At 61.6% G+C, this 22,728-nt stretch carries 15 protein-coding genes; 5 read left to right on the top strand and 10 right to left on the bottom strand.

Going from position 1 to position 22,728, the window contains the following annotated elements; all coding sequences use genetic code 11:
• The 3 genes from IPF85_RS18720 to IPF85_RS18710 all read right to left on the bottom strand — a co-directional run.
• The coding region (locus tag IPF85_RS18720; protein ID WP_343409578.1) for a hypothetical protein at window positions 1-386 on the bottom strand (386 nt) is incomplete at its 3' end.
• Window positions 387-418: 32 nt separating this feature from the next.
• Window positions 419-1,201, bottom strand: coding sequence for an enoyl-CoA hydratase-related protein (locus tag IPF85_RS18715; protein WP_343409577.1), 783 nt, complete (start codon window positions 1,199-1,201; stop codon window positions 419-421).
• 21 nt (window positions 1,202-1,222) lie between these two features.
• Complete coding sequence (locus IPF85_RS18710; protein WP_343409576.1) at window positions 1,223-1,768, bottom strand: flavin reductase family protein; 546 nt, start codon at window positions 1,766-1,768, stop codon at window positions 1,223-1,225.
• Window positions 1,769-2,025: 257 nt separating this feature from the next.
• Here IPF85_RS18710 and IPF85_RS18705 point away from each other — a divergent pair, with 257 nt between their 5' ends.
• From IPF85_RS18705 to IPF85_RS18690, 4 genes are all read left to right on the top strand, one after another.
• On the top strand, window positions 2,026-3,780 hold the full coding sequence (locus IPF85_RS18705) for an ABC transporter ATP-binding protein (RefSeq protein WP_343409575.1): 1,755 nt from the start codon (window positions 2,026-2,028) through the stop codon (window positions 3,778-3,780).
• Between the two features lie 114 nt (window positions 3,781-3,894).
• The gene (locus IPF85_RS18700; RefSeq protein ID WP_343409574.1) at window positions 3,895-5,310 is read left to right on the top strand and encodes a DNA methyltransferase; all 1,416 of its coding nucleotides are present in this window, start codon (window positions 3,895-3,897) and stop codon (window positions 5,308-5,310) included.
• 2 nt (window positions 5,311-5,312) lie between these two features.
• Window positions 5,313-6,158 (top strand): NgoMIV family type II restriction endonuclease, encoded by an 846-nt coding sequence (locus IPF85_RS18695; protein ID WP_343409573.1) that lies wholly within the window; start codon window positions 5,313-5,315, stop codon window positions 6,156-6,158.
• A 127-nt stretch (window positions 6,159-6,285) separates the two neighbouring features.
• On the top strand, window positions 6,286-8,154 hold the full coding sequence (locus IPF85_RS18690; protein ID WP_343409572.1) for an ABC transporter ATP-binding protein: 1,869 nt from the start codon (window positions 6,286-6,288) through the stop codon (window positions 8,152-8,154).
• A 237-nt stretch (window positions 8,155-8,391) separates the two neighbouring features.
• Here IPF85_RS18690 and ettA read toward each other — a convergent pair whose 3' ends face one another.
• Window positions 8,392-10,071: an energy-dependent translational throttle protein EttA gene (gene ettA, locus IPF85_RS18685; RefSeq protein WP_343409571.1), complete on the bottom strand. Its 1,680-nt coding sequence runs from the start codon at window positions 10,069-10,071 to the stop codon at window positions 8,392-8,394.
• A gap of 169 nt (window positions 10,072-10,240) precedes the next feature.
• Complete coding sequence (gene gpmA / locus IPF85_RS18680; RefSeq protein ID WP_343409570.1) at window positions 10,241-10,906, bottom strand: 2,3-diphosphoglycerate-dependent phosphoglycerate mutase; 666 nt, start codon at window positions 10,904-10,906, stop codon at window positions 10,241-10,243.
• A gap of 149 nt (window positions 10,907-11,055) precedes the next feature.
• On the opposite strand from gpmA, the gene IPF85_RS18675 reads away from it, so the two are divergent.
• Complete coding sequence (locus tag IPF85_RS18675; RefSeq protein WP_343409569.1) at window positions 11,056-11,223, top strand: hypothetical protein; 168 nt, start codon at window positions 11,056-11,058, stop codon at window positions 11,221-11,223.
• A gap of 216 nt (window positions 11,224-11,439) precedes the next feature.
• On the opposite strand, the gene IPF85_RS18670 is transcribed toward IPF85_RS18675, so the two are convergent.
• From IPF85_RS18670 to IPF85_RS18650, 5 genes are all read right to left on the bottom strand, one after another.
• Window positions 11,440-12,018, bottom strand: a complete 579-nt coding sequence (locus tag IPF85_RS18670; protein WP_343409568.1) for a hypothetical protein — start codon at window positions 12,016-12,018, stop codon at window positions 11,440-11,442.
• A 310-nt stretch (window positions 12,019-12,328) separates the two neighbouring features.
• On the bottom strand, window positions 12,329-12,736 hold the full coding sequence (locus tag IPF85_RS18665) for a nucleotidyltransferase domain-containing protein (protein ID WP_343409567.1): 408 nt from the start codon (window positions 12,734-12,736) through the stop codon (window positions 12,329-12,331).
• A 1,097-nt stretch (window positions 12,737-13,833) separates the two neighbouring features.
• Window positions 13,834-14,439: a hypothetical protein gene (locus IPF85_RS18660; protein WP_343409566.1), complete on the bottom strand. Its 606-nt coding sequence runs from the start codon at window positions 14,437-14,439 to the stop codon at window positions 13,834-13,836.
• A gap of 156 nt (window positions 14,440-14,595) precedes the next feature.
• Window positions 14,596-15,186 carry a hypothetical protein gene (locus IPF85_RS18655; RefSeq protein ID WP_343409565.1) on the bottom strand — a complete coding sequence of 197 codons (591 nt, stop codon included), beginning with the start codon at window positions 15,184-15,186 and terminating at the stop codon, window positions 14,596-14,598.
• 345 nt (window positions 15,187-15,531) lie between these two features.
• Window positions 15,532-22,623, bottom strand: coding sequence for a lamin tail domain-containing protein (locus IPF85_RS18650; protein ID WP_343409564.1), 7,092 nt, complete (start codon window positions 22,621-22,623; stop codon window positions 15,532-15,534).
• Between the last annotated feature and the right edge of the window lie 105 nt (window positions 22,624-22,728).

The raw sequence follows: 22,728 nt of genomic DNA, 5'->3' as shown, positions 1-22,728 counted from the left end.
TGGGCCAGCGGCGACAGAGCCATGCCAGCCTTGATCTGGCGCAACCCCGCCAGGCGCAGGCGCACGCTTTCGGCAAAATCGGTTTCTTCGGCCTCCTCTGCCTGCGCGATGACCTCGTTGACCGTTTCGCTGAAGCCCTCCTCCAGAATGAACGGCGCCTGGCCGACGAGCGTTTGCAGGGCGTCGAAGTCAGGCGCGCTCAAGAACGCCAACAGCGCGGCCTCCACAATCTCATCCTGGTATTCAGCCAGGAAGCTCATCCAGGCGGCGCGCAGGGCAGGGTCGCGATCGAGCGCCGCAGGCAAATCGGTGGTGTCACGGACACCGGCAGCGGCCAGGCGCGCCTGCAAATCGGCGGGTAGGCTGGCAGGAAGTGGGCTGGGCATCGTGCTGCTCCTCGTGAACGGGGTGGTCGCGCTCAACGCCCCGTGAAAACCGGGGCGCGTTTTTCGAGAAAGGCTTGCACCCCTTCGCGGCTGTCCGCGGTGGCGCCGGCCACGTCCTGGAGAACGGCTTCAACTTCCAGGGCTTCGGCCAGCGTGCTGGTCAGCGCCTGGTTGAAGGCACGCTTGGTCAGCCCCAACGCACGGGTGGGCGCTTCGGCCAGGCGCCGCGCCCACGCGGCGACGGTCGCCTCGAACTCCTCCGCGGGAATGACACGGTTGACCAGACCCCAGGCCAGGGCATCGGCCGCGCTGAGGCGATCGCCGGTGGTCATCAACTCCAGGGCGCGCGTGGGGCCGATCAAGCGCGGCAGCAGCCAGGTGGAGCCGCTGTCCGGGATGAGGCCAATCCTGATGAAGGCCTGGATGAAGCTGGCCCGGTCGCTGGCCAGGCGAAAATCGCCAGCCAGGGCGATGCTCATGCCGGCCCCGGCCGCGACGCCGTTGATGGCGGTGATGACCGGCTTCTCGATGGTGCGCATGAGCAGCACCAGGGCATTGTAACCGCGGCGCAGGTGATCGCCGATGCTGACATCGTCGGACCGATGCTGCAAGTCCTCCAGGTCCTGCCCTGCGCTGAAGCCGCGGCCGGCCCCGGTGAGCACAATCACCCGCACACGCTCATCCTGGGCGGCCTGGTTGAATGCCTCAAGCATTTCGTGCGTCATTCGCTCGTTGAGCGCGTTCAACTTCTCCGGCCGATTGAGCACAATCGTCGCGATGGCGCTCGTCACCTGGTAGTGGATAGTCTCGAACATGATCTCCCTCTCTCCGCTGATTTACATGTCCCGGCGGGGCGGAGCCGGATGTTCTTTCGTCACATACAACTGGTAGTAACGCCCGCCGTAGAAAAGGAGGGGCGAGCGTGGGGGTTCGCCTTGATGCAGGGCCACGACGCGACCGACGATGATCCAGTGATCGCCGCCCTCCAAAATCTCATGTTTGACACAGGCGATCGCGGCCAGCACGTTCTCCAGACGCGTCATGCCCATCTGCGGTTGCTCTTTCCAGCCGGCAAATTGGAACGGCGGCGGTTCAGGCTCTTTCCAGCCGCCGGCAAAGAAAGTCGAGAGCGATTCCTGATCGGCGCGCAAGATATTGACCGTAAAGGTGGATGCTTCCTGCAGCAGGCCGGCCATGCGGGCTTTCTTCCCCACAGAGGCCAGCAGGAGCATGGGGTCGAGCGAGAGCGAGGCGACTGCGTTCGCGGTCATGCCGTGAACCTCACCCTTGATCTCGGTCGTTATCACGGTGACGCCGGTGGCAAACAGGCCAATGGTGTTACGAAAAGCACGGGAATCGGGAGTCATGGATGATTCAGTCATGGATCCTTCACTCAAAGCACGAACAACACTTGAGGTCGAATGGGTGAGGCGTCACAGCCTCAGATCCTGTGATGCGCTAAGGCTATTTTACCAGACCCGTGCCGGAACGCTAAAATAGGTCGAACAACCTGTGTCGGGAATTTGGAATTCCTGTTGGTGGGCAGCCAGCGTTGCAGGCAGGGGCGTGGCTATGGTATACTCTCCCGACGCGGCGAACGCCGTTCTGAACCTTCTGCTTGGGGATTCTGGGAGGCAGCGTGAGTAAGCGCGAGTTCAAGCTCGAAAATGAATACCGGTTCAACCGCGGTGGGCCACTGCGTTGGATCATGTCGCACCAACTGCGCTATGCCTGGTTTCCTTTGCTGGCAATTGCCGCGGCCGCGCTGAACAATTTCTTCTACAGCAGCATCCAGGTTTATGTGGGACGCGGCTTCGATGTGATTTCCACGCCAGGCTGGCAACTGCCGGCCCTTTTCTCATTGGCGTTGGTCATCGCCGGCTCGGCAGTCGGTCAGGGCTTGACCGGCCTCACCCGCAACTACGCGGTCGAGTTCCTGGCGCAGCGGGTGGAGCGCGACGCACGCGATGAACTTTATGTCAGCCTGTTGGGCAAGAGCCAGACATTCCACGGGCGCCAGCGCATCGGTGACGTGATGGCGCGCGCCACCAATGATGTGCATACCCTCAACCTGATGTTCAGCCCCGGGGTCATGCTCCTGACCGATTCGGCCATGGCCGTGGTCGTGCCAATCGTGCTGATCGCCCGCCTGCGCAGCGAACTGCTGCTGGTGCCCTTACTTTTCTTGGTGGCCCTGGCGCTCACGATCTATGACTACAACCGGCGGCTCAGTCCGGTCAGCCTGGCCATGCGTGACCAGTTTGGCACGCTCAACGCCGGCCTGACCGAGGCCATCACCGGCATCGAAGTGGTCAAGGCTAACGTGCAGGAACGTTTCGAGTGGGAAAAGTTCACACACAATGCGCGGGTTTACCGCGACCACTTTGTGCGCCAGGGCGAGATTCAGGCCCGCTACCTGCCGATGCTCATGTTCAGCCTGGGCTGGGCCGGGGCATTTGTGCATGGGATGCTGCTCTGGCACGCGGGCGCGATCACCCTGGGTCAGGCCCTCGGCTTCATCGGCCTGTTCAGCACCCTGCGTTTCCCCACGTTCATCTCGATCTTCAGCTTCAACCTGGTGCAACTGGGCATCGCCAGCGCGCGGCGCATCCTGGCCATCATCAACACCGAAACCGACCTGGACGAGAACGTAACCGGGTTGGCGCAACCGATGCGCGGTGAGGTGGTTTTCGAGAACGTCAGCTTTGGCTATGACGGGCAGCCTGTCCTGAACAACATCAGCTTTGTGGCGCATCCGGGCGAGACCGTGGCTATCGTCGGTCAGACCGGTTCCGGCAAGACCACCCTGACGCGCCTCATCAACCGCATCTTCGATGTCGAGCGCGGCCGGGTGCTGGTGGATGGCGTGGATGTGCGCGACTGGAGTCTGGAGGCGCTGCGCTCGCAGATTTCAACCATCGAGCAGGACATCTTCCTCTTTTCACGCACGCTGGCCGAGAACATCGCTTTCGGGGTTGCCGACGCCAACCAGGCGACCATCGAACACGCGGCGCAGGAGGCGCAGGCGCACGATTTCATCCAGAGCTTCAGCCTGGGTTACGCCACCGAAGTGGGCGAGCGCGGCGTCACCTTGTCTGGCGGTCAGCGCCAGCGCATCGCCATCGCCCGCGCCTTCCTGACCAACCCGCGCATCCTGATCCTGGATGACAGCACCAGTGCGATTGACAGCGCGACCGAGGACCAGATTCAGCAGGCCATGCGCCGCATCAGCCGCCAGCGCACCACCTTCCTCATCACGCACCGGTTGAGCCAGATTCGCTGGGCCGACCGCATCCTGGTTCTGCGCCGCGGTGAGCTGGTGGACCAGGGCACGCACGAGGATCTGCTGGCGCGCAGCGCTGATTATCGGCGTATTTTTGCGAGGTATGAGTAATGGGCAAAACGCGAATCATCAATAGCTTTTTCGTTATTGACCTACCAGCCACAATGACTGCAACTGTGAGAGTCGGAGTTTGACTGTTAATGATAATCCTTTGAGAATCGCAACATGACGGTAACGCAATTGATCTTTCCTTTCGCTCCCCCCACAACTGAACCGCAGCCAATAGAGGACTCCTGCAAAGAAGCGCTGCTTTGGGCATTGTCCCAAGATTTGGGATTTCATGACGAAGACAGCAGTTATGCCTCGCATACATTTCATTCGTTTCCAGCTAAATTTCCTCCTCAGTTGCCGCGGCTCTTCATCCAGACGCTGACGCGTGCCGGGGATGTTGTGCTCGATCCAATGGCAGGTTCTGGTACGACGGTTGTTGAGGCGTTCCTTGCTGGAAGACAGGCGATTGGCTTTGACATTGACCCGCTCGCTCTCTTGTTGACGCAGGTCAAGGTAACGCCGATTGATTACGATGAGACCAAGCGCATTGGGCATCATGTCATTGGCGAAGCCAGTCGTGCGGCCAAGGAAAACGCTGTGCAGTTGATGGAGTTTTTTGGGTCTCAGCGGGATGACAAAACACGCGAGTTTATTGATTATTGGTTTGCACGAGAAACTCAGGTTGAGTTGATGGCCCTGTTACGCGAGATTAGAACCGTTGCGGATGACGCCACCCGCTCATTCCTGCTTCTGGCCTTTTCCTCGATCATTATTACGAAGTCGGGTGGAGTATCATTGGCTCGCGATCTGGGTCATACACGACCTCATCGCGCCAAAGTTATTTACGCGCCATCCGGAGCGCTACTGGAAGGGAAGAGCTTTGTCGAAACCGGGACTCCAAACCTGCAACACCATATCAAGATGCTACGGTCACCTGTCGAGGAATTCGCAAAACGGCTGCGGAAAAACCTCGATGGCATCAATGAATTGGGGCCGGGATCAAACCATGCACAGGTTCGGTTAGGAAACGCACAGGCAATGCCGCTTCCAGATGGGACAGTTGATCTCATCGTGACTTCTCCACCGTATGCGTCCAACGCCATTGACTATATGCGAGCGCACAAATTTTCGCTGGTATGGCTAGGGTATCCCGTCGAGGAATTGAGCCAGCGACGCCGTGACTACATTGGTGGAGAGGCTATCGTAGAAGCACAATTCGAGCAACTTGCACCTTATACAGAGGCGATAGTCCAGCAGATCGCTCAGTTGGACGCACGTAAGGGTCAAGTGGTACGACGCTACTACTCTGAAATGACACGCACATTTCGGGAGATGTATCGTGTACTCAAACCTGGTAGAGCAGCTATTATTGTTGTCGGAACCTCGATAATCCGCAACAAGGATATCGAGGTTGGCGCATGTTTGGCTGACATTGCGCGTTCGATCGGGTTTGAGGTGCCGCAAATCAGTGTGCGCGGATTGGATCGCGATCGCCGTATGATGCCAGCGGGAAACCATGTAAATCGTGAATCTCAGATTCAGCAGCGAATGCACGAAGAATACGTATTAGGCCTTTGGAAGCCGGAGTAACGATGAACACCATACTTCAATTGCGGCAAACATATCACCGAAACCTTTGCCACAGCGTGATCTACCAGAAACAAGGAAACAAACCGAGTATCGCTGACGTAGCGAGTGATTTGAGCGTCTCGCTAGCACGCCAACTGATGACGAATATTCAGATACCGGTCAGTGGCCGCGAGATACCTGGACAGACCGCCGGTAAGCAGTTTGAAGTTGTGACGCGTGATTTTCTACGCGACGCTTTCAGCTTGCTTAATCATCTGCGGCCAGGTGACTGGCAATTTTCCCTGGAAGGCGCGATCTCCCAGTATGCCCAGTATGAACATATCGCCAGATTGAGCGAGTTGATCAAGAACTCGCCCGAATTGCGCACGTCGCTGGGCGATTACGTCGTGACGCCCGACATTATTGTGGCGCGGGCGCCCGTATCCGATGCTGCCATCAACGAGCACGGTACGATTGTAACCGCCGAAGGACAACCACGTTTGACTCCTTTGCGCGCCGATATCATTGACAAGGCTAAGCCTATCCTTCATGCCAGCATCTCGTGCAAATTGACCCTACGCAGCGATCGTTCGCAAAATGCGCGCACGGAGGGCCTCAATTTGATCCGCAACCGCAAGGGTGGAACTCCTCACATTGCCGTTGTTACCGCGGAGCCGATGCCATCACGCATTGCGTCATTGGCACTCGGCACCGGCGACATTGACTGCGTTTATCACTTTGCCCTCCCTGAGTTGACAGCCGCGGCCAAGTCAATCGGAAACGAAGCCGTGACCGATACGCTCAATGAATTGATTCAAGGCAACCGGCTACGGGATATCTCCGATCTGCCATTTGACCTGGCCATCTAACGACAACCGCCAGTCGGCGAAAAGGAGCTGGCGGATGCAAGCGCCGACATTGCGTTATATCTCCCTGGCCGAAATCGTTTCCCGGCGCCACGAAGATTCACGCCTGGTGTCAAGAAAGAGTTGAATTATGGGTTTTGTTCTTGATGGCCTCGACAGCGAGGCCTACGACCGCAACTATACCGATCGCGATCTGATTCGCCGCATTGCTGCGTACTTCCGCCCGTATGCGCGGCAGATGGCGCTGATTGCTGCGGCCATTACGCTCAACTCGGCCGCGGGCAGCGGGGGGCCGATCATCGTCGCCAACGCGATTGACGGCCTGACGCGCCAGTTCTCCAACGAGAACCTGTTCCTCTTTGCCGCCGGCATCCTGTTGCTGGGCGTGACAGCCTGGACGTTCAACTACATCCAACAGCTTTTCTCGGCGCGTGTCGTCGGCAGTGTGGTGCTCAAGCTGCGCCAGGATGTCTTCGACGCCACCATTCAGCACGATATGTCCTTTTATGATGACCACCCGTCAGGCAAGGTAGTCAGCCGCGTCACCTCTGACACCCAGGATTTCTCCGAAGTGGTGACGTTGACCGTCAACCTGATCAGCCAGGTGCTCGTGGTGTTGTTTCTGGCCGTCTGGCTGCTGCGCATTGACCGCTGGCTGACGCTTCTGTTGTTCGGGATGGCGCCTGTGGCCGTCATCATTGCGCTCGGCTTTCGCCGCATTGCGCGCACGGTGACGCAGCGGGCGCGCCGCGTCACAGCCAAGATCAACGCGCAGATCCAGGAATCCATCAGCGGCATCATGGTCGCCAAAAGTTTTCGGCAGGAGCCGGCCCTGTACGCGACCTTCGACGCGAACAATCGCCAGGCCTACCAGGTCGGCCTGCGCCGTGGTCTGACACTCAACACCATCTTCCCGATCATGGGCATCTCCTCCGGCCTGGGCGTGGCGCTGCTCTTTTACCTGGGCGGCCAGGCCACGCGCAGCGGCGCGGTCAGTCCAGGTAGTTGGTATCTGTTCATGCAGGCGGTGGGCTTCTTCTGGTGGCCCTTGATCAACATCGCCTCGTTTTGGAGCCAATTCCAGGACGGTCTTTCCTCAGCCGAGCGCGTCTTTGCCCTGATTGACGCCGCGCCGAAGGTGGTGCAGACCGCCGCCGAACCGGTGTCCCAGGTTGCGGGGCAGATCGAGTTTCGCAATGTGCGCTTCACCTACACCGGTACGGAAACGGTGCTGCCGGCGTTCTCCCTGACCATTCGCCCGCGCGAAACCGTGGCCCTGGTAGGGCATACCGGCGCGGGCAAGAGCAGCATCGCCAAGCTGATCACACGCTTCTATGAATTTCAGGGCGGACAGTTGCTGGTGGACGGCCGCGATGTTCGACATTTCGACCTGGGAGCCTATCGCAGCCATATCGGCCTGGTGCCACAGGATCCGTTTCTCTTTTCGGGCACGGTGGGCGACAATATCCGCTACAGTCGCCCCACGGCCAGCGATGATGAGGTCAGGCAGGCGGCGACGGGCATCAGCCACGGCGATTGGCTCAACGACCTGCCCTTTGGCTTGCAGACCGACGTGGGCGAGCGCGGCGCCAATCTCTCCATGGGCCAGCGCCAACTGGTGGCCCTGGCGCGGGTATTGCTCAAGAATCCGGCCATCTTCATCCTGGATGAAGCCACGGCCAGCGTTGACCCCTTCACCGAAGCGCAAATTCAAGATGGTCTGGACGCGATCATGGCGGACCGCACGGCCATCGTGATTGCCCATCGCCTGTCAACCGTCAAACATGCCGATCGCATCATCGTCATGCGCCAGGGCCAGATCATCGAAGAGGGGCGTCACGACGACCTGATGCAGGCCGGCGGACACTACGCCGAACTGTACAACACCTATTTCCGTCATCAGTCCCTGGCTTACATCGAGCAGTTGGCCGCCCGACCCGATGACCACGACCTGGTCGAATCAGAGCGGCTCGACCCGGTCGCTGTCGCTCCATCATAAGGCATCCAAATGTCGCCAGATTCGTCATTTGTATCGTTATCTTCGTCTGCCACAATGAGGCTGTGGTCAGAAATGATCGCAGCCTCCCGCAAGAAAGAGCTTGATGATCTGTACAGTCCCCTGCCAGAATGGCCGGTAACAAGCGCTGGCTGTGATCCCCCGATAAAATCCAAGTGAATACAAAACAAGAGGCGGTCTCTCAGCGAGACCGCCTCTTGTTTTGTGGTTCAGAGCGGTTCAGGCCCGCCGCAGTTTGCGATAAGTCACGCGGTGGGGGCGCTCGGCCGCCGCGCCCAGGCGCTTGCGCCGATCCGTTTCATAGTCGCTGTAATTGCCGGGGTACCAGAAGACCTGGCTGTCATTCTCGAAGGCCAGGATGTGGGTTGCCACGCGGTCGAGAAACCAACGATCGTGCGAGATGACCAGCACCGAGCCGGCGAAACCTTCGATCGCATCTTCCAGGGCGCGCAGGGTGTTCACGTCCAGGTCATTGCTTGGCTCGTCCAACAGAATGACATTGGCGCCTGACTTGAGCAGCTTGGCCAGGTGTACGCGGTTGCGCTCGCCGCCGGAGAGCGCACCGACCTTCTTCTGCTGATCGCTGCCGCTGAAACCGAAGCGGGCGCAGTAGGCGCGTGAGTTCATGGCGCGGTCGCCAAGCTGGATACTGTCCTGACCGCCGCTCAGCTCTTCCCACACACTTTTGTCGGGGTCCAGATCCTCGCGCGTTTGATCCACGTAGGCCAGCTTGACCGACGCGCCCACGGTCAGCGTGCCTGCATCCAGCGTCTCCTGCCCGATGATGGCGCGAAAGAGGGTGGTCTTGCCGGCGCCGTTGGGGCCGATGATGCCGACAATCGCGCCGGCCGGCACATCGAAGCTCAGATTTTCGAACAGCAGGCGCTCGCCATAGCCTTTGGCGCCATTTTCCGCGCGGATGACCACGTCACCCAGGCGCGGGCCGGGCGGGATGTAGATCTCGCGCTCTTCACGGGCGCGTTCCGGGTCTTGCGTCAACAGATCATTATAGCGATTGACACGGGCCTTCGCCTTCGCCTGCCGGGCCTTGGGCGACATGTGCAGCCACTCCAGTTCACGCTGCAAGGTCTTCTGGCGCTGCGATGCGCTCTTCTCCTCCTGCGCCAGGCGCTGCTGCTTCTGCTCCAGCCAGGAGGAGTAGTTGCCCTTCCAGGGGATGCCATAGCCGCGATCCAGTTCCAGAATCCAACCGGCCACGTTATCCAGGAAATAACGATCATGAGTAACGGCAATCACCGTGCCGGGGTACTGCTGCAGGTGCTTTTCCAGCCAGGCCACCGATTCCGTGTCCAGGTGATTGGTTGGCTCATCGAGCAGGAGGATGTCTGGCGCCCGCAGGAGCAGGCGGCAAAGCCCCACCCGGCGCCGTTCGCCGCCGGAAAGGATGTTGACGGGCGTCTCAGCGGGCGGGCAGCGCAAGGCGTCCATCGCCAACTCCAGGCGGCTGTCCAGGTCCCAGGCGTTCGTGGCATCCAGCTTGTCCTGCACCTCGGCCTGGCGCGCCAGCAGCGAGTCCATCTCATCCGCGGTCATGTCGTCTTCGAAGCGCGCGTTGATTTCATCGTACTCACGCAGGGCATCCACAACCGGCTGCACACCTTCTTCCACGATCTGGCGCACTGTTCTGTTGTTGTCGAGCTGCGGCTCCTGCTCCAGGAAGCCGACGCTAAAACCCGGCGAAAGCACCGTCTGTCCAACATATTCCGTCTCCACGCCGGCCATGATGCGCAGGAGAGTGCTCTTACCGGAGCCGTTGAGGCCGATGACGCCGATTTTGGCGCCATAGAAATAGCCCAGGCTGATGTCGCGCAGGACTTGCTTGTTCGGCGGGTGGACTTTTCCAACGCCCACCATCGAATAGATAACTTTATTGGTCATCCCCCCCGTGCCGCCCCGGCCCCCCCCGCCCCCCGCGCCGCCGTCGCCATTCAGCTTATTTTGACCCTCCAACAACTTTGCGCACGGTTCAGACATCACCTTGTCCTGGTAGCCCTGTTCGTAAAGATTCTGGAGGTGCGCAAGTATTGAGAGTGTTGCACCAGCTTGCCTAGACTACGGTAAGCCGGTGGGCATGTTTGCTCTTGTGGGTGCAACTCGCGGCGGGGGCGTGTGCTGGGAGCCTCCGGCACGTCGTCCAGGTGACCAGCGCACGCAGGCTGTTGCCGTGCGCGGCGATGAGCACACGCTGACCGCCCTCGACGGCCGGGGCGATGGTTTCGTGCCAGTAGGGCAGCACGCGATCGAGCGTCAGCTTGAGCGATTCCGTGGCCGGAATGTCGCTCGCGGGTAAGCCAGCGTAGCGCGGATCAAAGCCAGGATAGCGCGGGTCGGTCAATTCCAGCGCTGGCGGCGGCACATCATAGCTGCGGCGCCAGACCTTGACCTGCGCCTCGCCGAATTGAGCTGCCATTTCGGCCTTGTTGAGTCCTTGCAGCGTGCCGTAGTGACGTTCGTTCAACCGCCAGGTGCGATGAACCGGGATCCACATCAGGTCCATCTCATCGAGGGTGATCCAAAGGGTGCGAATGGCACGCTTGAGGACCGAGGTGTACGCCACATCGAACACATAGTCCTCGCTGTGCAGCACCTTGCCCGCGTTGTGCGCCTCCTGCAAACCCTGCTCGGACAAATCCACGTCGGTCCAGCCCGTAAAACGATTCTCCAGGTTCCAGGTGCTTTGTCCGTGCCGTAACAAAACGATCTTAGTCGTCACGATCTTCAACTCCTTGCTGATTCGCTTGCGATGGCGTCGTGTCGGGCAGGTCGCGACAACCCGCCTGTGCCGGCGCCAGTTTACGTTGTCATTATCGCATAGCTCCCCATATTTTTCAAGTAAACGGACTCAATTCCAATCCAATCCTTTTGGTGACCCATCTCCTGTCTGATCTACCGCTGCCGCATCGCTTCATCAACGCGGACGAGATCGCCTACAACAATGAGGCGCTTGCCAGTCAGAGCCGCCAAACCCTGGCTGATCTGCTCGGCGACGCCTCATTGTTGGTGATTTTCGAATCATTTGTGGACGAATAAGGCTTGATAATTTCCTCGAAAGATGAGCGCTGCAGGCTTGCCCTGACGGGTAAGAACGATGCGCTCACGCGTTCGACTGTCTCGGCCTTCATTGGCGCAGTCGGATTCAGGAAAGTAATGGCCCATTAGGAATGAGAATTTTTTAACTGTCCAGTTCCGAGCAAATTCTGAGCATACAGACAGCACCAAAGCGGACACTTATTTAATTCTCATTCCTTAGCGCATCAAGCGTGCCCGCACAATATCAATGAGGTTGGGCGCCAATCGTTGTTTGAGTCTTCTGGTCATAGGATGGTTGGGGGCAAGTTTTTGCAGTATATCATAATACTGTTGCGCCAGATCACGGCGCTGTGTTTCGTAGAAGTAGAGACCTACCATGCCCATGAAGCCGACGACTTCGGAGACGTGAAACCGTTTGCGCTTGGGATACAGCAGATGCAGATCGAACTTGTAGTCGAATATCTCCGCCACTTTGGCGTACTCTTTCCGTTGCAGACACAACTCGGCATAATTCAAGCGTGTAAACAAGTAGTCAGGATTGGCTTGTATGCCAGCCTGCGCGATGGCTTCCACTTTCTCGTCTTCGCCAATCTGCGAATAGGCGACAGCGAGATAATTGTAGAGCTGCGGTAGTCGTGGATATTGCGCCAGAAGCGCCTCAAGTTCGCTAATCGCGTTCCGAGGGCGAATTTGCGCCTCGCTATGTAATTTCTGGATGGACGCCTTGACATGGTCGGGCAGCCGACGATAGGCCGCGTCAAGAATCGGTTCATCAGTAACTTCATACGTTGACACCACAACAGACTGCGAGGCGTCCAATGATCTGCCTGACCGCTTTTTTCGAGTTCCCAACTACAACCCTCTTTCTCTCGCGCCGATGGCGCTGCCACGCTTCACCCCCAACCCCTGGGCCAGTCAGTACTTCGCCGCGGCGGTTATCCTGCATAGAAGATACGACGGATTCTCACGTTCGTCAAATCTGCGTTGGTGTACCGATCTTCTTCATCCGATTAGTCTTCGTGTTCGACCATTTCAGTCTTCATTGGCACATTGGCCGCCGCGAGCCGCAGGCGAAGCGGTCGGCTGCATGCCGTGTTGGGCGGGCCTACCGACCTGGTTGAACACCACTGAGAATCGGCGTTCGTTCAAAGAGTATACGCATGCCGTCTGTGATGACCCGTTGAGTGCCTTTGTCGAGAGGTAATGCGCTCCATCTTTCGTCGGTCAGACCATATTCTACTTCAGGCCCGTCCGCATACCACACCCTGAGAGAGATGAGTAAGCCATAGTCTTCGATATGATGGTGGAGAACTTGTCCGAAGCGCTGAGCCCATTCAGTGCGGCGTAAATACTCGTCGGGCTGACGGGTAATCACGACCAGATCGACATCTGAGCTTTCGGTGGCGGCATTTCTGGCGTGCGAGCCGACCAAAGCCACAGCCTGAATATCCGGCTGCATTTCGGCCCACTCCACGAATTCATTCAGGAAGCGATGGACCTTGTCGAACGGCATGTGTTCTCCCGAAAGCTGTGAGACACGGGACGAGCACTCTCCTGTTTATGTAGGAGCGGTCTGCATGCGGTGTGTGTAACTGGATGGCCCGCCCAATGCGTGGTTCAGCTTCACGGCTTTTTATGTCAGGTTCCATACTCCACTCGCCCATTGTTCTTCCCGACGACCCGCCCAAAGCCTCGCATCCGCCGCCGCCGACTTCATCGAAACCGCCCGCCGCGGCGACTGTCGGCAGCCGGTGTGCGCCCACACCTGACCTACCCACGCCTCGAGACTGGCTTGCCCTGACCGGCACAACTCCCCCTGTCCGAATCGTACACCAATTCTGACCGTTCGACTGTCTCGGCCTTCATAGGTACAGTCGGGCGGGCCGCTCATTTGCGTCTTCTCTTTCGCTGACTGGCAGGTGTTGACACCTTGTCCCGATACGGACAATACGAAGGATGTCGCAACTTGGCAGCAGATTGCAAGGCAATTGCCACGCGCACACCCGGTCTGAGCAACCCCTTCTTGGAAAACTCCAGCCGATATTCAACCGCTTCCCTCCCTGCTTGCGTGGTCACTATGTCGCACGACATAGATTCCAGTCGCCGCCCTTGCATATCACGGCGCGTTCTATCTATATCGCCATAAACCAAAGGCGTTCCGCAGCAGAAGCACAGCATCGGCAGTTCATGCCCGTTTTCGAAGAGATAGTATACGGTTCCGCCGCGCTGGACTATGTCGGCAATCGGTTGTTGTCCCAAACAACGATCGAGATATTCGGCGGCACATTCCCACCCTCCGTTGACGTAGATGAGGGGAAACCCATCGCGTGGACACGTTGCAAGAGTATCTGTCATCTATGACTTTCTCACTTCGGACCTGACTTACGGCGTTTGCAAAGACCTTTGGCGCGATGGCGGCGCCAAGCGGCTAACGCCACGCGCCAGCCGCCGCCGACTTCGGTAAGCTCAGTCGAGCCGCCGGTGCGCGCCGTGTTCGGCAGGCCCGCGCCTGGCTCCACATCCTCGCGAACGCGTGGCTCCCTTTCGCCGCGAATCACTGGCGCTCTTTTCTCGCGAACAAGTGGCAACTTTACCACGAGAAAGGACACATTACAGAATCCCCTTCGCCAGATAGTGCTTTCTAAGGCTCAGACACAGCGGATACATGCTCAAACCCAGGGGAGCCATTACCAAACCACAAATGACTCCGAGCGTCGAATTGTCTCGGCCACAAAAAGTACACAGATGCACGCGCATCGTTGTCCCATTGTAGCGTGTGAGATTGAACCCTCTGGCAGGCATTCTTTCGTAGAAACGATCTTCGATTCGAGATAAGACGCCGGTTAGCTCGGTGTCGGTCAGTTCAGCGCATGATAACCTCTTGGATCGTGAAAAGAGCGCCACGCCCAATACGGAGTTGGTTTCATCCGTAAACAGGATTTCGGTTCGGTAACTGCGACGACTCACGTAGCTGTGAACGATATTCTCGCAATCCCATTGTATGTGCTGAAGAGTAACCCAGGCGCTCTCGCCCCAATTGACTAGCGCAGCCGCTTGCGTCACAGAGACGTTAATAGGCGCATCGGGCATCTTCTGTACTTCATTCCAGCTCACAAATCCCAAGTAGGCAAATGCCACTGCGGCGACGAGACCAAACAGACCGCCGAGTTTCGGATATTGGGCAAATAACCGTAGTAACCCAGGAATTGCGACCATGATGCATAGATTCTTTCGTAGAAGCGGTTGTCTTCGCGGCGCCAACCGCTGTCGTCTTTTGCAAACCACCCGCCGATCTCGGCAAGCGTTCGACTGAATTGTACACTAAATTCAGCCGCTGAAGTGTCTCACGCTTCATTGGCACAGTGGGCAATCTCAATGGCTCCAAATCACGTAGAACCAATTTGCATCAACGCGCTTGATGTGAGACCATTGCTCCGGGCCGAGTGCTCGGAGCTCTCGAAATTGTTGAACAGATGGAGCTTGCCCATCCTCCACATACATATGGCCTGAGAATTCACCGAACATGCGATTTGACGTAAAGAAAATGACAAACAAGCCCCTGCTGTTATCTTCGATGGCGATTTGGCTAGTACAGGGCAGCAAATATCGATGGTCAGAATCTATCTCAGCTAATGACTTATCTCCAGGCTTTATATTTCCTTCACGCACAAGGTCAACAACTTCCATATAGCCTGCGCGCTTCCATACAAACTCTAGTGATTGACGCCAATCCAAGATATTTGGAAGCAGCGCATAGGCTCCAATGACCGCTACACACAGCACGACAAAGAATAGCCCTTTGCGGCCAGCGCGCACACCTAAACCAATACCAATTATTACAGCCAGCAAGCCAAAAAGGCCACCAACCATGTATATCGGATAAACGAGAAGATTTTCGCAGGCCAGCCCCAGGTCTAGACTAAGAGCCGCAAGAACGAGAATGCTAGGAATCAGCAGCAGCACGTAGCGTTTCTTCATTACGATTACACTACTCGGTCATCATGGCATCGAGGTTGCCCCACCTCATGTGAAATTTGACGGCGAGTCATGCGTCATCACGCCAGTTGACTCACAGTGATAGTCCTCGTAATCCACATCCCCCTTGTGTGCAAAGCTCTTGATCATGGGTTGATTGTAACCTAACACTTCTCAGGGCGCAACTCGTTGGGTTTCTGTGTCTCTGTCAATCCCTGTCAACAATCGGCCTCTGTTCCATGCCCCCCACCACTGCCAGCCTCCATGATGCGCGCGGCGGGCCTTGCCCTGACGGGTGAGAACGATGCGCCGAGCGCGGCTGGCGTTGCCCTGCTACTCGATCTCGCGAGCAGTGATTCTCAGACCGCGCGCGGTCAGCCTGACTGCGGCGGCTGGCCGGGTCGTCACAATCTGCTGGAAGTCGCGCGCGGAGCGCGGCAGCAGGCGGTAGCCGTCGGTGAAGGGCGCCTTGCTGCCGTACTGGCTGACGATGCCGGTGACGACCCAGCGCTGCCCGCGGCGCGCGGCCGGCCGCTTGAAGGGCGCGGTGGAGGAGACAAAGACGCGCACCTTCCCGCTGCCATCGTCCAGCACCATCGCGCCGCTGCTCAACTCCACCACCTGCCCGCTGATGCGCACCAACGCGCCCTCCCAGGCCTCGCCCAACGCGCCGCTGCGCAGCGGCGTCGCGGCCAACGCCGCGCCCGCGCCCAGCCGCACCACATCGGCCGGATTGCCCGACCGCAGCTTCAACTCCCCGCGTTCCGTGCCCAGGCGGCCGCTCACCTGCACATGGTCGCCCAGGCCCAGGGGCGGATACGCGCCGCTGCTCGCAATCTCCACGCGGATGCCGTACCGGCCCGCCTGCACATAGAACGCGGACTTGTCCGGGCTGCCCAACCGCGCCGTGACCTGCCCGCTGATGACCACGCGGCTGTTCAACGGCAATGCACGCGCCGCGCCGATGTCCTCCATGAGTCGAATGGGCGCGGGCGTGGGGGTAGGCGGTCGCCGCGTCGCCTTCGGGGTTGGGGTTGGCGTGGCCGTGCCCGGCAGGTTGGGCAGCCCAATGGTGACCGCCATGTCGTTGACCCACGCGCCGCCGCCGTTCAGCGTGCGCGCCCAGGTGCGATCGGCGCCGGGGCTGGTGACAAAATGGAATTGATCCACCACCCGGCCCTGCGCATCGAGCAGGCGAATCCAATCGCCGGTGTCGTTCAGGCTGATGTTGGTCTCGCTGCGGAAGAAGAGGGTGTACTGGCCGGGCGCCAACCATTCACTCGTGCCCTTGCGCCAGGTGCTGGCCTGTGCGCCGGTCGGCTCGATGTCGGTCAACTGCCAGCCCAACAGGTTGACCGGCCGCAGGCCGATGTTGACGACTTCGATCCATTCATCGTCCGTATCTCCCACTCCGTCATGGTTCCAATCCGAGCGCGGCGAAACCATCATCTCGTTGAGGCGCAGGCCGGGCGCGGGCAGCGGGCCTTCCACGAACAACGGGCTGGCCGCGGCCACATCGCCATCGGGCTGAATGGCCCTGGCCCACAGCGCGCTGCCCGGCGTAACCGCCAGCGTCAGCGCCCAGGCGGCGTTCCCGCTCACCACCGTCTGCGTGAGAATCTGCCCGCCGTTGAGCAGTTCCAGGGTGGCGGCCTCGTCATCCGCGTAGTGGACGATCAGGCTGGCCGGCGCCTGGCTGGAGAGCAGCCCGCCCGACCACTGCGCGCCCGCCTGCATGATCAATCCCAGGTCACGATCCGTGGTCAGCCAGGTGCGGCCGCTGCGCAAGGCATCCAGGACCTGCGTTGGTCCGAGTTCCGGCACCAGCACGCCGAGGCGCCAACTCTCAGCGGACGTCCAGGTCAGCGGCGCCAGGCCGGTGCGCCGGCCGCTGGTCCAGGCCTGTGCAAAGGCCAACGTGATCGCCTGCGCCTCGCCCACATCATCCGGGCTGGTTTCAAGCAGGGACACCAGGTCCGCTGCCAGGCTGCTGTGCGCCTCCCAGCCCGCGGCCGCGGCGCTGACCAACGTCGCAGGATGGCCGGCTGCCCATGACCAGAGATCGCCCGCGCCCGGCAGTTGATCCACGCCGGTCAGGTCGAGATCGTCAGCGGCCAGACCGATGAGGGGCAGCAGTCCCTGCACGCCGGCCGCAGCCTCATGGGTCTGCTGCCAGCGTGCGGCCGTCAAATTCGCCAGGGGATCGTTCAGGGCCAGGAAATGCAGCCCGGCCGCCTGCCCGCGAGCCAGGACATAGGCCGGCCCCCCTTCGCCGTCGCCAAAGCCAGACTGCGCCAGCAGCCCGCCCCAAACGCCCTGCCAGCCGCCAGGCAGGACCCAGGGCGTGGGCGCGGCGCCCGGCGTCGGCCAGGGTTCCACCCAACCTGGGCTGGGTAGCGCCACGCGCAGATCGGCGTCCAGATCATCGCTGTCCGCGCCGCCCACCCGCTGCAAGGAATAGGGCTGTTCGGCCTGCGCATGACCGGCCAACCCCAGGCCGGCCGCGTCGCCATCCGCAAAGGCCAGGGCGTCGAGCACGCGATCATCCGGCCCAAGCAGCAGCACTTCATCGCCGCTGTTGGAGAGGGTCCAACTGCCATGCCCCCAATCAGTGTCACGCGCCAGGTTGGGCACCTCCGGGCTGTCCGGGTAATCGGCGCCGCTGACGCGCACCTCGTAATCAGGCCAGGCGGCAAAACGCGCCCGGTACGCGGCCGCGTTCTTGGCGATGACGATACTCTGGCCGGACGTCAGCAGAACCCCGGCGGGCAGGCGGTACATGCCTTCACCGCCGCCGGCCGTCTCCTCATCGCCCACGCGGTAGAAACCGAGATCGAGCGGCCCCTGGTCGGCGTTGAACAGCTCGATGAATTCGTCGCCCTCGGTGTCAGGCGTGGTGCCATCGTACAGCACCTCGCCCAGGCGCAGCAGACCAGGTGTGCCCTGCGGCGTCGGCGTCGCGGTCAGGGTTGGTGTGCGCGTAGGGGTCGCCGTGCGCGTGACGGTGGCCGTGGGCGGGGTGCAATCCTCATCCGCGCAGTTGCTGTGACCGGGCGACGGCGCCGCGTCCCCGCTCCAGGCGTCGCCGCCGTCGGGCAGCGCGCTCCAGGCGCGGTCATCGCCGGCGCTGGCGTAATGCACGGCCTGCAGCTCGCGGCCGTCCGGCGCCAGCAGACGCACATCGTCGCCGCCAGTATTGTTGAGCGCCACCCCGCTCTGGCTGCGGAAGAAGACCAGGAAGCCATGCGCAGGCAGCAGCGTGCCGGCCGGGAAGCTGTAGGGCGTCGAGCCGCCGCCCGCAAGGTCATCGAACTGGAAGCCGCCCAGGTCGAGCGCCGTGCTGCCGTTGTTGAACAGTTCGACGTATTCGTCATCCTCATCCAGCACCCCGTCGCCGTTCCAGTCTACGGCTTCCGGCGCGGGCAGGAACTCGTTCAGGCGCACGGCCGCCCAGGCCGGGTCAGGCGTCGGCGTGACGCTGACCGTGGCGGTAGGCGTCGGGGTTGGCGTCCCACATCCCGGCTCCGCGCAATTGCTACGGCCGGGCGAGGGCGCCGCGTCCCCGCTCCAGGCATCGCTGCCGTCGGGCAGCGCGCTCCAGGCGCGGTCATCGTGCGCGCTGGCGTAATGCACGGCCTGCAGCTCGCGGCCGTCCGGCGCCAGCAGTCGCGCATCGTCGCCGCCAGTATTGTTGAGCGCAACCCCGCTCTGGCTGCGGAAGAGGACCAGGAAGCCATGCGCAGGCAGCAGCGTGCCAGCCGCGAAGCTATAGGGCGTGGAGCCGCCGTTGGCAAGGTCGTCGAACTGGAAGCCGTCCAGGTCGAGCGCCGTGCTGCCGCTGTTGAACAGCTCGACGTATTCGTCATCCTCATCCAGCACCCCGTCGCCGTTCCAATCCACGCTCTCCGGCGCGGGCAGGAACTCGTTCAGGCGCACGGCCGCCCAGGCCGGGTCAGGCGTCGGCGTGACGCTGACCGTGGCGGTAGGCGTCGGGGTTGGCGTCCCACATCCCGGCTCCGCGCAGTTACTGCGATCGGGCGAGGGCGGCGGGTCTTGGCTCCAGGCATCGCTGCCGTCGGGCAGCGCGCTCCAGGCGCGGTCATCGCCGGCGCTGGCGTAATGCACGGCCTGCAGCTCGCGGCCGTCCGGCGCCAGCAGTCGCGCATCGTCGCCGCCAGTATTGTTGAGCGCAACCCCGCTCTGGCTGCGGAAGAGGACCAGGAAGCCATGCGCAGGCAGCAGCGTGCCAGCCGCGAAGCTATAGGGCGTGGAGCCGCCGTTGGCAAGGTCGTCGAACTGGAAGCCGCCCAGGTCGAGCGCCGTGCTGCCGTTGTTGAACAGTTCGACGTATTCGTCATCCTCATCCAACACCCCGTCGCCGTTCCAGTCTACGGCTTCTGGCGCGGGCAGGAACTCGTTCAGGCGCACGGCCGCCCAAGCCGGGTCAGGCGTCGGCGTGGCGGTGGGTGTCACGGCCTCGGTCGGCGTGGCGGTGGGGGTGGGTAACGTCACCGAGTTGGGCTGGCGCGGCGTACCCTGAATGGCGTTGCCGTCCGCATCCAGGCCGTTGCGCACCAAGCCGTTATTGGTCGCCCAGTTGGCGTCGCTGTCGGGTAAGGCCGCGTCCAGGCGCTCCAGGGTCACGTAATCGGGGTAACCCGATCCAGCCGGCCATGCGCCGCCGTCGCCGTTGGCCGTATCTACGACATGACCGCGGGCGTCGCGCAAGGTCAGGGCTTCGCCGTTGTTGCTCAGCGTGCCTTCGTAGATGAGATCGGCCGGCGTGTCGTTGACCGTGGTATCGTCGCTGCGCTCCAGGAGATAGAACGCGCCCGGCGCCAGCGCGCCGCTGAGGGTGACGGTGACATCGCCGCCATCGCTCAGGGTCCAGCCGGCCAGATCAACGGCCGCGGGGCCAGGGTTGAACAGTTCCATCCATTCATCGCTGGCGCTGGCCAGGGTGCCGCCCCAGGCGATTTCGTTGATGACCACGGTCAAGGGAGTGGCCGGCGTGGGTGTGGATGTCGGCGTCCCTTCCGGCGTATTCGTGGGCGTGGGCGTGACGAACACCGGGCCGCGGCCGGGTGACGGCGACGCTTCATCGAACCAGTCCGCGGCGCGATCGGTGTCCACGGCCGGATCGCGGCGGGCCAGGCTGTGCCCCGGCGCTACATCGGGCGCGGACGGGTCAAAAACGGCGGTGTTGTCGCCCCAGGAGAGGGCATCCACCAGGCGGCCGGCGCCGTCGCTCAGGCGCAGGAGGTCGCCGGTGTTGCCCAGGCCATTGCCGATCTGCCCGTCGGCGATGGCGATGATGGGTGCGGTGACAGCCGGGTAGTGCGCCAGGAAATCGGTCGGGCTGGCGGCCAGGATCAGAAAGGCGCCGGGCGTGAGCACCAGGGTTGGCAGCAGGTCAGTGCCCAGGTTGTCAGTCAGCGACCAGCCGCTGAGGCGCAGCAGGGAATCGCTGTTGTTGCGCAGTTCCACCCACTCCCAGGCGCTGTCAGTGCCAGGCTCGATGCTGTCGTACTCCACTTCGGTGATGAGTACGGCCGCGGCGGGCAGAGGGGTCGGCGTGGCCGAAGGCTCGTCGTCCCAGAAGGCGAAGCCGGTGAACTGGCCGCCGCTCGTGGGGCCGATGGCGATCCAGTTGGGGTCCATCACGACGCCGCCGCTGCCGGCCAGCGCGGCCACGGAGGTCAGGCCGGCGGGGTCAATCTCGACCAGGTGGTAGTAGGGGAATTCGGCCAGGGCCTGGGGGAGTTCCAGGAGAAAACTGCCATCCGGCCGCGTCAGGCCGTTGAGCAGCCAGCGGTCCCAGGCGTTGGCGCGGGCGCCGGCCCACAACTGCACAGTGACGCCGCCCAGCGGCTGCGTGGTGTCGCCAGGCTGGCCGCGGTAGACCGCGCCGCTGACCGTGACCGGGCCGAGCGTGGGCTGATTGCTGGCGCCGGGCGACGGCGGCACGGAATCTACCCAGGTGTCGCTGCCATCGGGCAACGCGCTCCAGGCCTGATCGTCGCCCGCCGTCGTGAAATGGAAAATTTGCGTCTGCTGGCCATCCGGCGCCAGTAGACGAACATCATCGCCGCCGGTGTTGTTGAGCGCCACGCCGGTCTCACTGCGGAAGAAGACGCGGAAGCCATGTGCGGGCAGCAGGGTGCCGGCCGCAAAGGTGTAAGGTGTCGAGCCGCCGTTGGCGATGTCGTCGAACTGCCAGCCGCCCACATCCACGGGAATGTCGCCTGTGTTGAGCAGCTCCACATATTCATCATCTTCATCCAGGATGCCATCGCCGTTCCAGTCCACGTTTTCCGGCGCGGCCAGGAATTCGTTGAGGCGCACCCCTTGCCAGGACGGGTTGGGGGTGGGCGTTGGGGTGAGCGTCGGCGTCGGACCAACCGTTGGCGTCAGTGTGGCGGTCGCGGTGGGCGTGGAGGTGGGCGGTTGATTGGAAGCGCCCGGCGACGGCGGGTAGGCGTCGGTCCAAACCGTGCCGCCATCAACGACTTTGCTGTACGACCAGTCCACATCGGGGTTGGCGAACCAGTAGTCTTCCACCTGGATGCCGCCCGGGGCCAGCAGGCGCACCTGCTCGCTGCCGGTGTTATTGAGCGCGACGCCGGTTTCGCTGCGGAAGAAGATGGCAAACTCGCCAGGCCCCAGGAGGCGTCCGGCCGGGATGGTGTAAGGGGCGGTGCCGCCGTTCGCCAGGTCGTCGAGCTGCCAGCCCTCCAGGTTGACCGGGGACGCGCCCGCGTTGTACAGTTCGATCCATTCATCGTTCTGGTCGGCCGTGCCGTCGCCGTTCCAGTCAATGGCGAATGGCGCGGGTAGCACCTCGTTCAGCGAGATGGGCGGCAGCGGCGCGGGTGACGCGGTCGGCGTCGAGGTGTCGGCGCCGGGCAAGGGTGTCGGTGTGGCGGTCGCGGTGGGCGTCGTCGCGCCGCCGTCCCAGCCGGGCGCGGGCGGGAAGCGGTTGGCCCAATCGGCCGCGGTGTCGGTGTCGTAACCCGCGCTGATACGCTCGGACGAGTGGCCCGCAGGCACGACCGGCACGGAAGGATCGAGCACGGTGGTGTCGGCGCCCCAGGAAAGACCGTCCACCGTCAGCCCGGCCGGGTCCGAGAGCAGCAGGCGGTCGCCGCTGTTGCCCAGGCCGTTGCCGATGGCGTTGTTTAGAAACACCACCGGCGCGGGCACCACCGGATAGTTGACGTGAAACAGCGGGCTGGAGGCCACGATGATGAAGCCATGCCCGGCGATGGTCAGATCAGGGATGATGTCCTGGCTGCTGTTGTCACCAATGCGCCAGCCGCTGAGAACCAGCGTCGCCGCTCGTGTTGTACAACTCGAACCACTCGTAATCGCTGTCGCTGCCCGCCTGCACCGTGTCGTACTCCACCTCGTTGATGACGATGGCATGGGGCGGCGCGGATGGCGTGGGCGTTGGGGTGTCCGTCGCAATCGCCGTTGCAGTCATCGTGGCGGTCACCGTCGGCGTCGGCGTGTCGGTCGCGCCCGGATCAG

This window comes from Candidatus Amarolinea dominans (assembly GCF_016704685.1).
GTDB lineage: Bacteria > Chloroflexota > Anaerolineae > SSC4 > Amarolineaceae > Amarolinea > Amarolinea dominans.
This window is presented reverse-complemented; position numbering and strand designations above follow the sequence as displayed.

What these genes read in the sequence shown, in the direction of transcription:
- IPF85_RS18715 (WP_343409577.1), bottom strand. Translation starts at nt 1,201, where the DNA reads ATGTTCGAGACTATCCACTACCAGGTGACGAGCGCCATCGCGACGATT.
- IPF85_RS18710 (WP_343409576.1), bottom strand. Translation starts at nt 1,768, where the DNA reads ATGACTGAATCATCCATGACTCCCGATTCCCGTGCTTTTCGTAACACC.
- IPF85_RS18700 (WP_343409574.1), top strand. Translation starts at nt 3,895, where the DNA reads ATGACGGTAACGCAATTGATCTTTCCTTTCGCTCCCCCCACAACTGAA.
- IPF85_RS18695 (WP_343409573.1), top strand. Translation starts at nt 5,313, where the DNA reads ATGAACACCATACTTCAATTGCGGCAAACATATCACCGAAACCTTTGC.
- IPF85_RS18690 (WP_343409572.1), top strand. Translation starts at nt 6,286, where the DNA reads ATGGGTTTTGTTCTTGATGGCCTCGACAGCGAGGCCTACGACCGCAAC.
- ettA (WP_343409571.1), bottom strand. Translation starts at nt 10,071, where the DNA reads ATGACCAATAAAGTTATCTATTCGATGGTGGGCGTTGGAAAAGTCCAC.
- IPF85_RS18665 (WP_343409567.1), bottom strand. Translation starts at nt 12,736, where the DNA reads ATGCCGTTCGACAAGGTCCATCGCTTCCTGAATGAATTCGTGGAGTGG.
- IPF85_RS18660 (WP_343409566.1), bottom strand. Translation starts at nt 14,439, where the DNA reads ATGGTCGCAATTCCTGGGTTACTACGGTTATTTGCCCAATATCCGAAA.
- IPF85_RS18650 (WP_343409564.1), bottom strand. Translation starts at nt 22,623, where the DNA reads ATGCCATCGTCATCAACGAGGTGGAGTACGACACGGTGCAGGCGGGCA.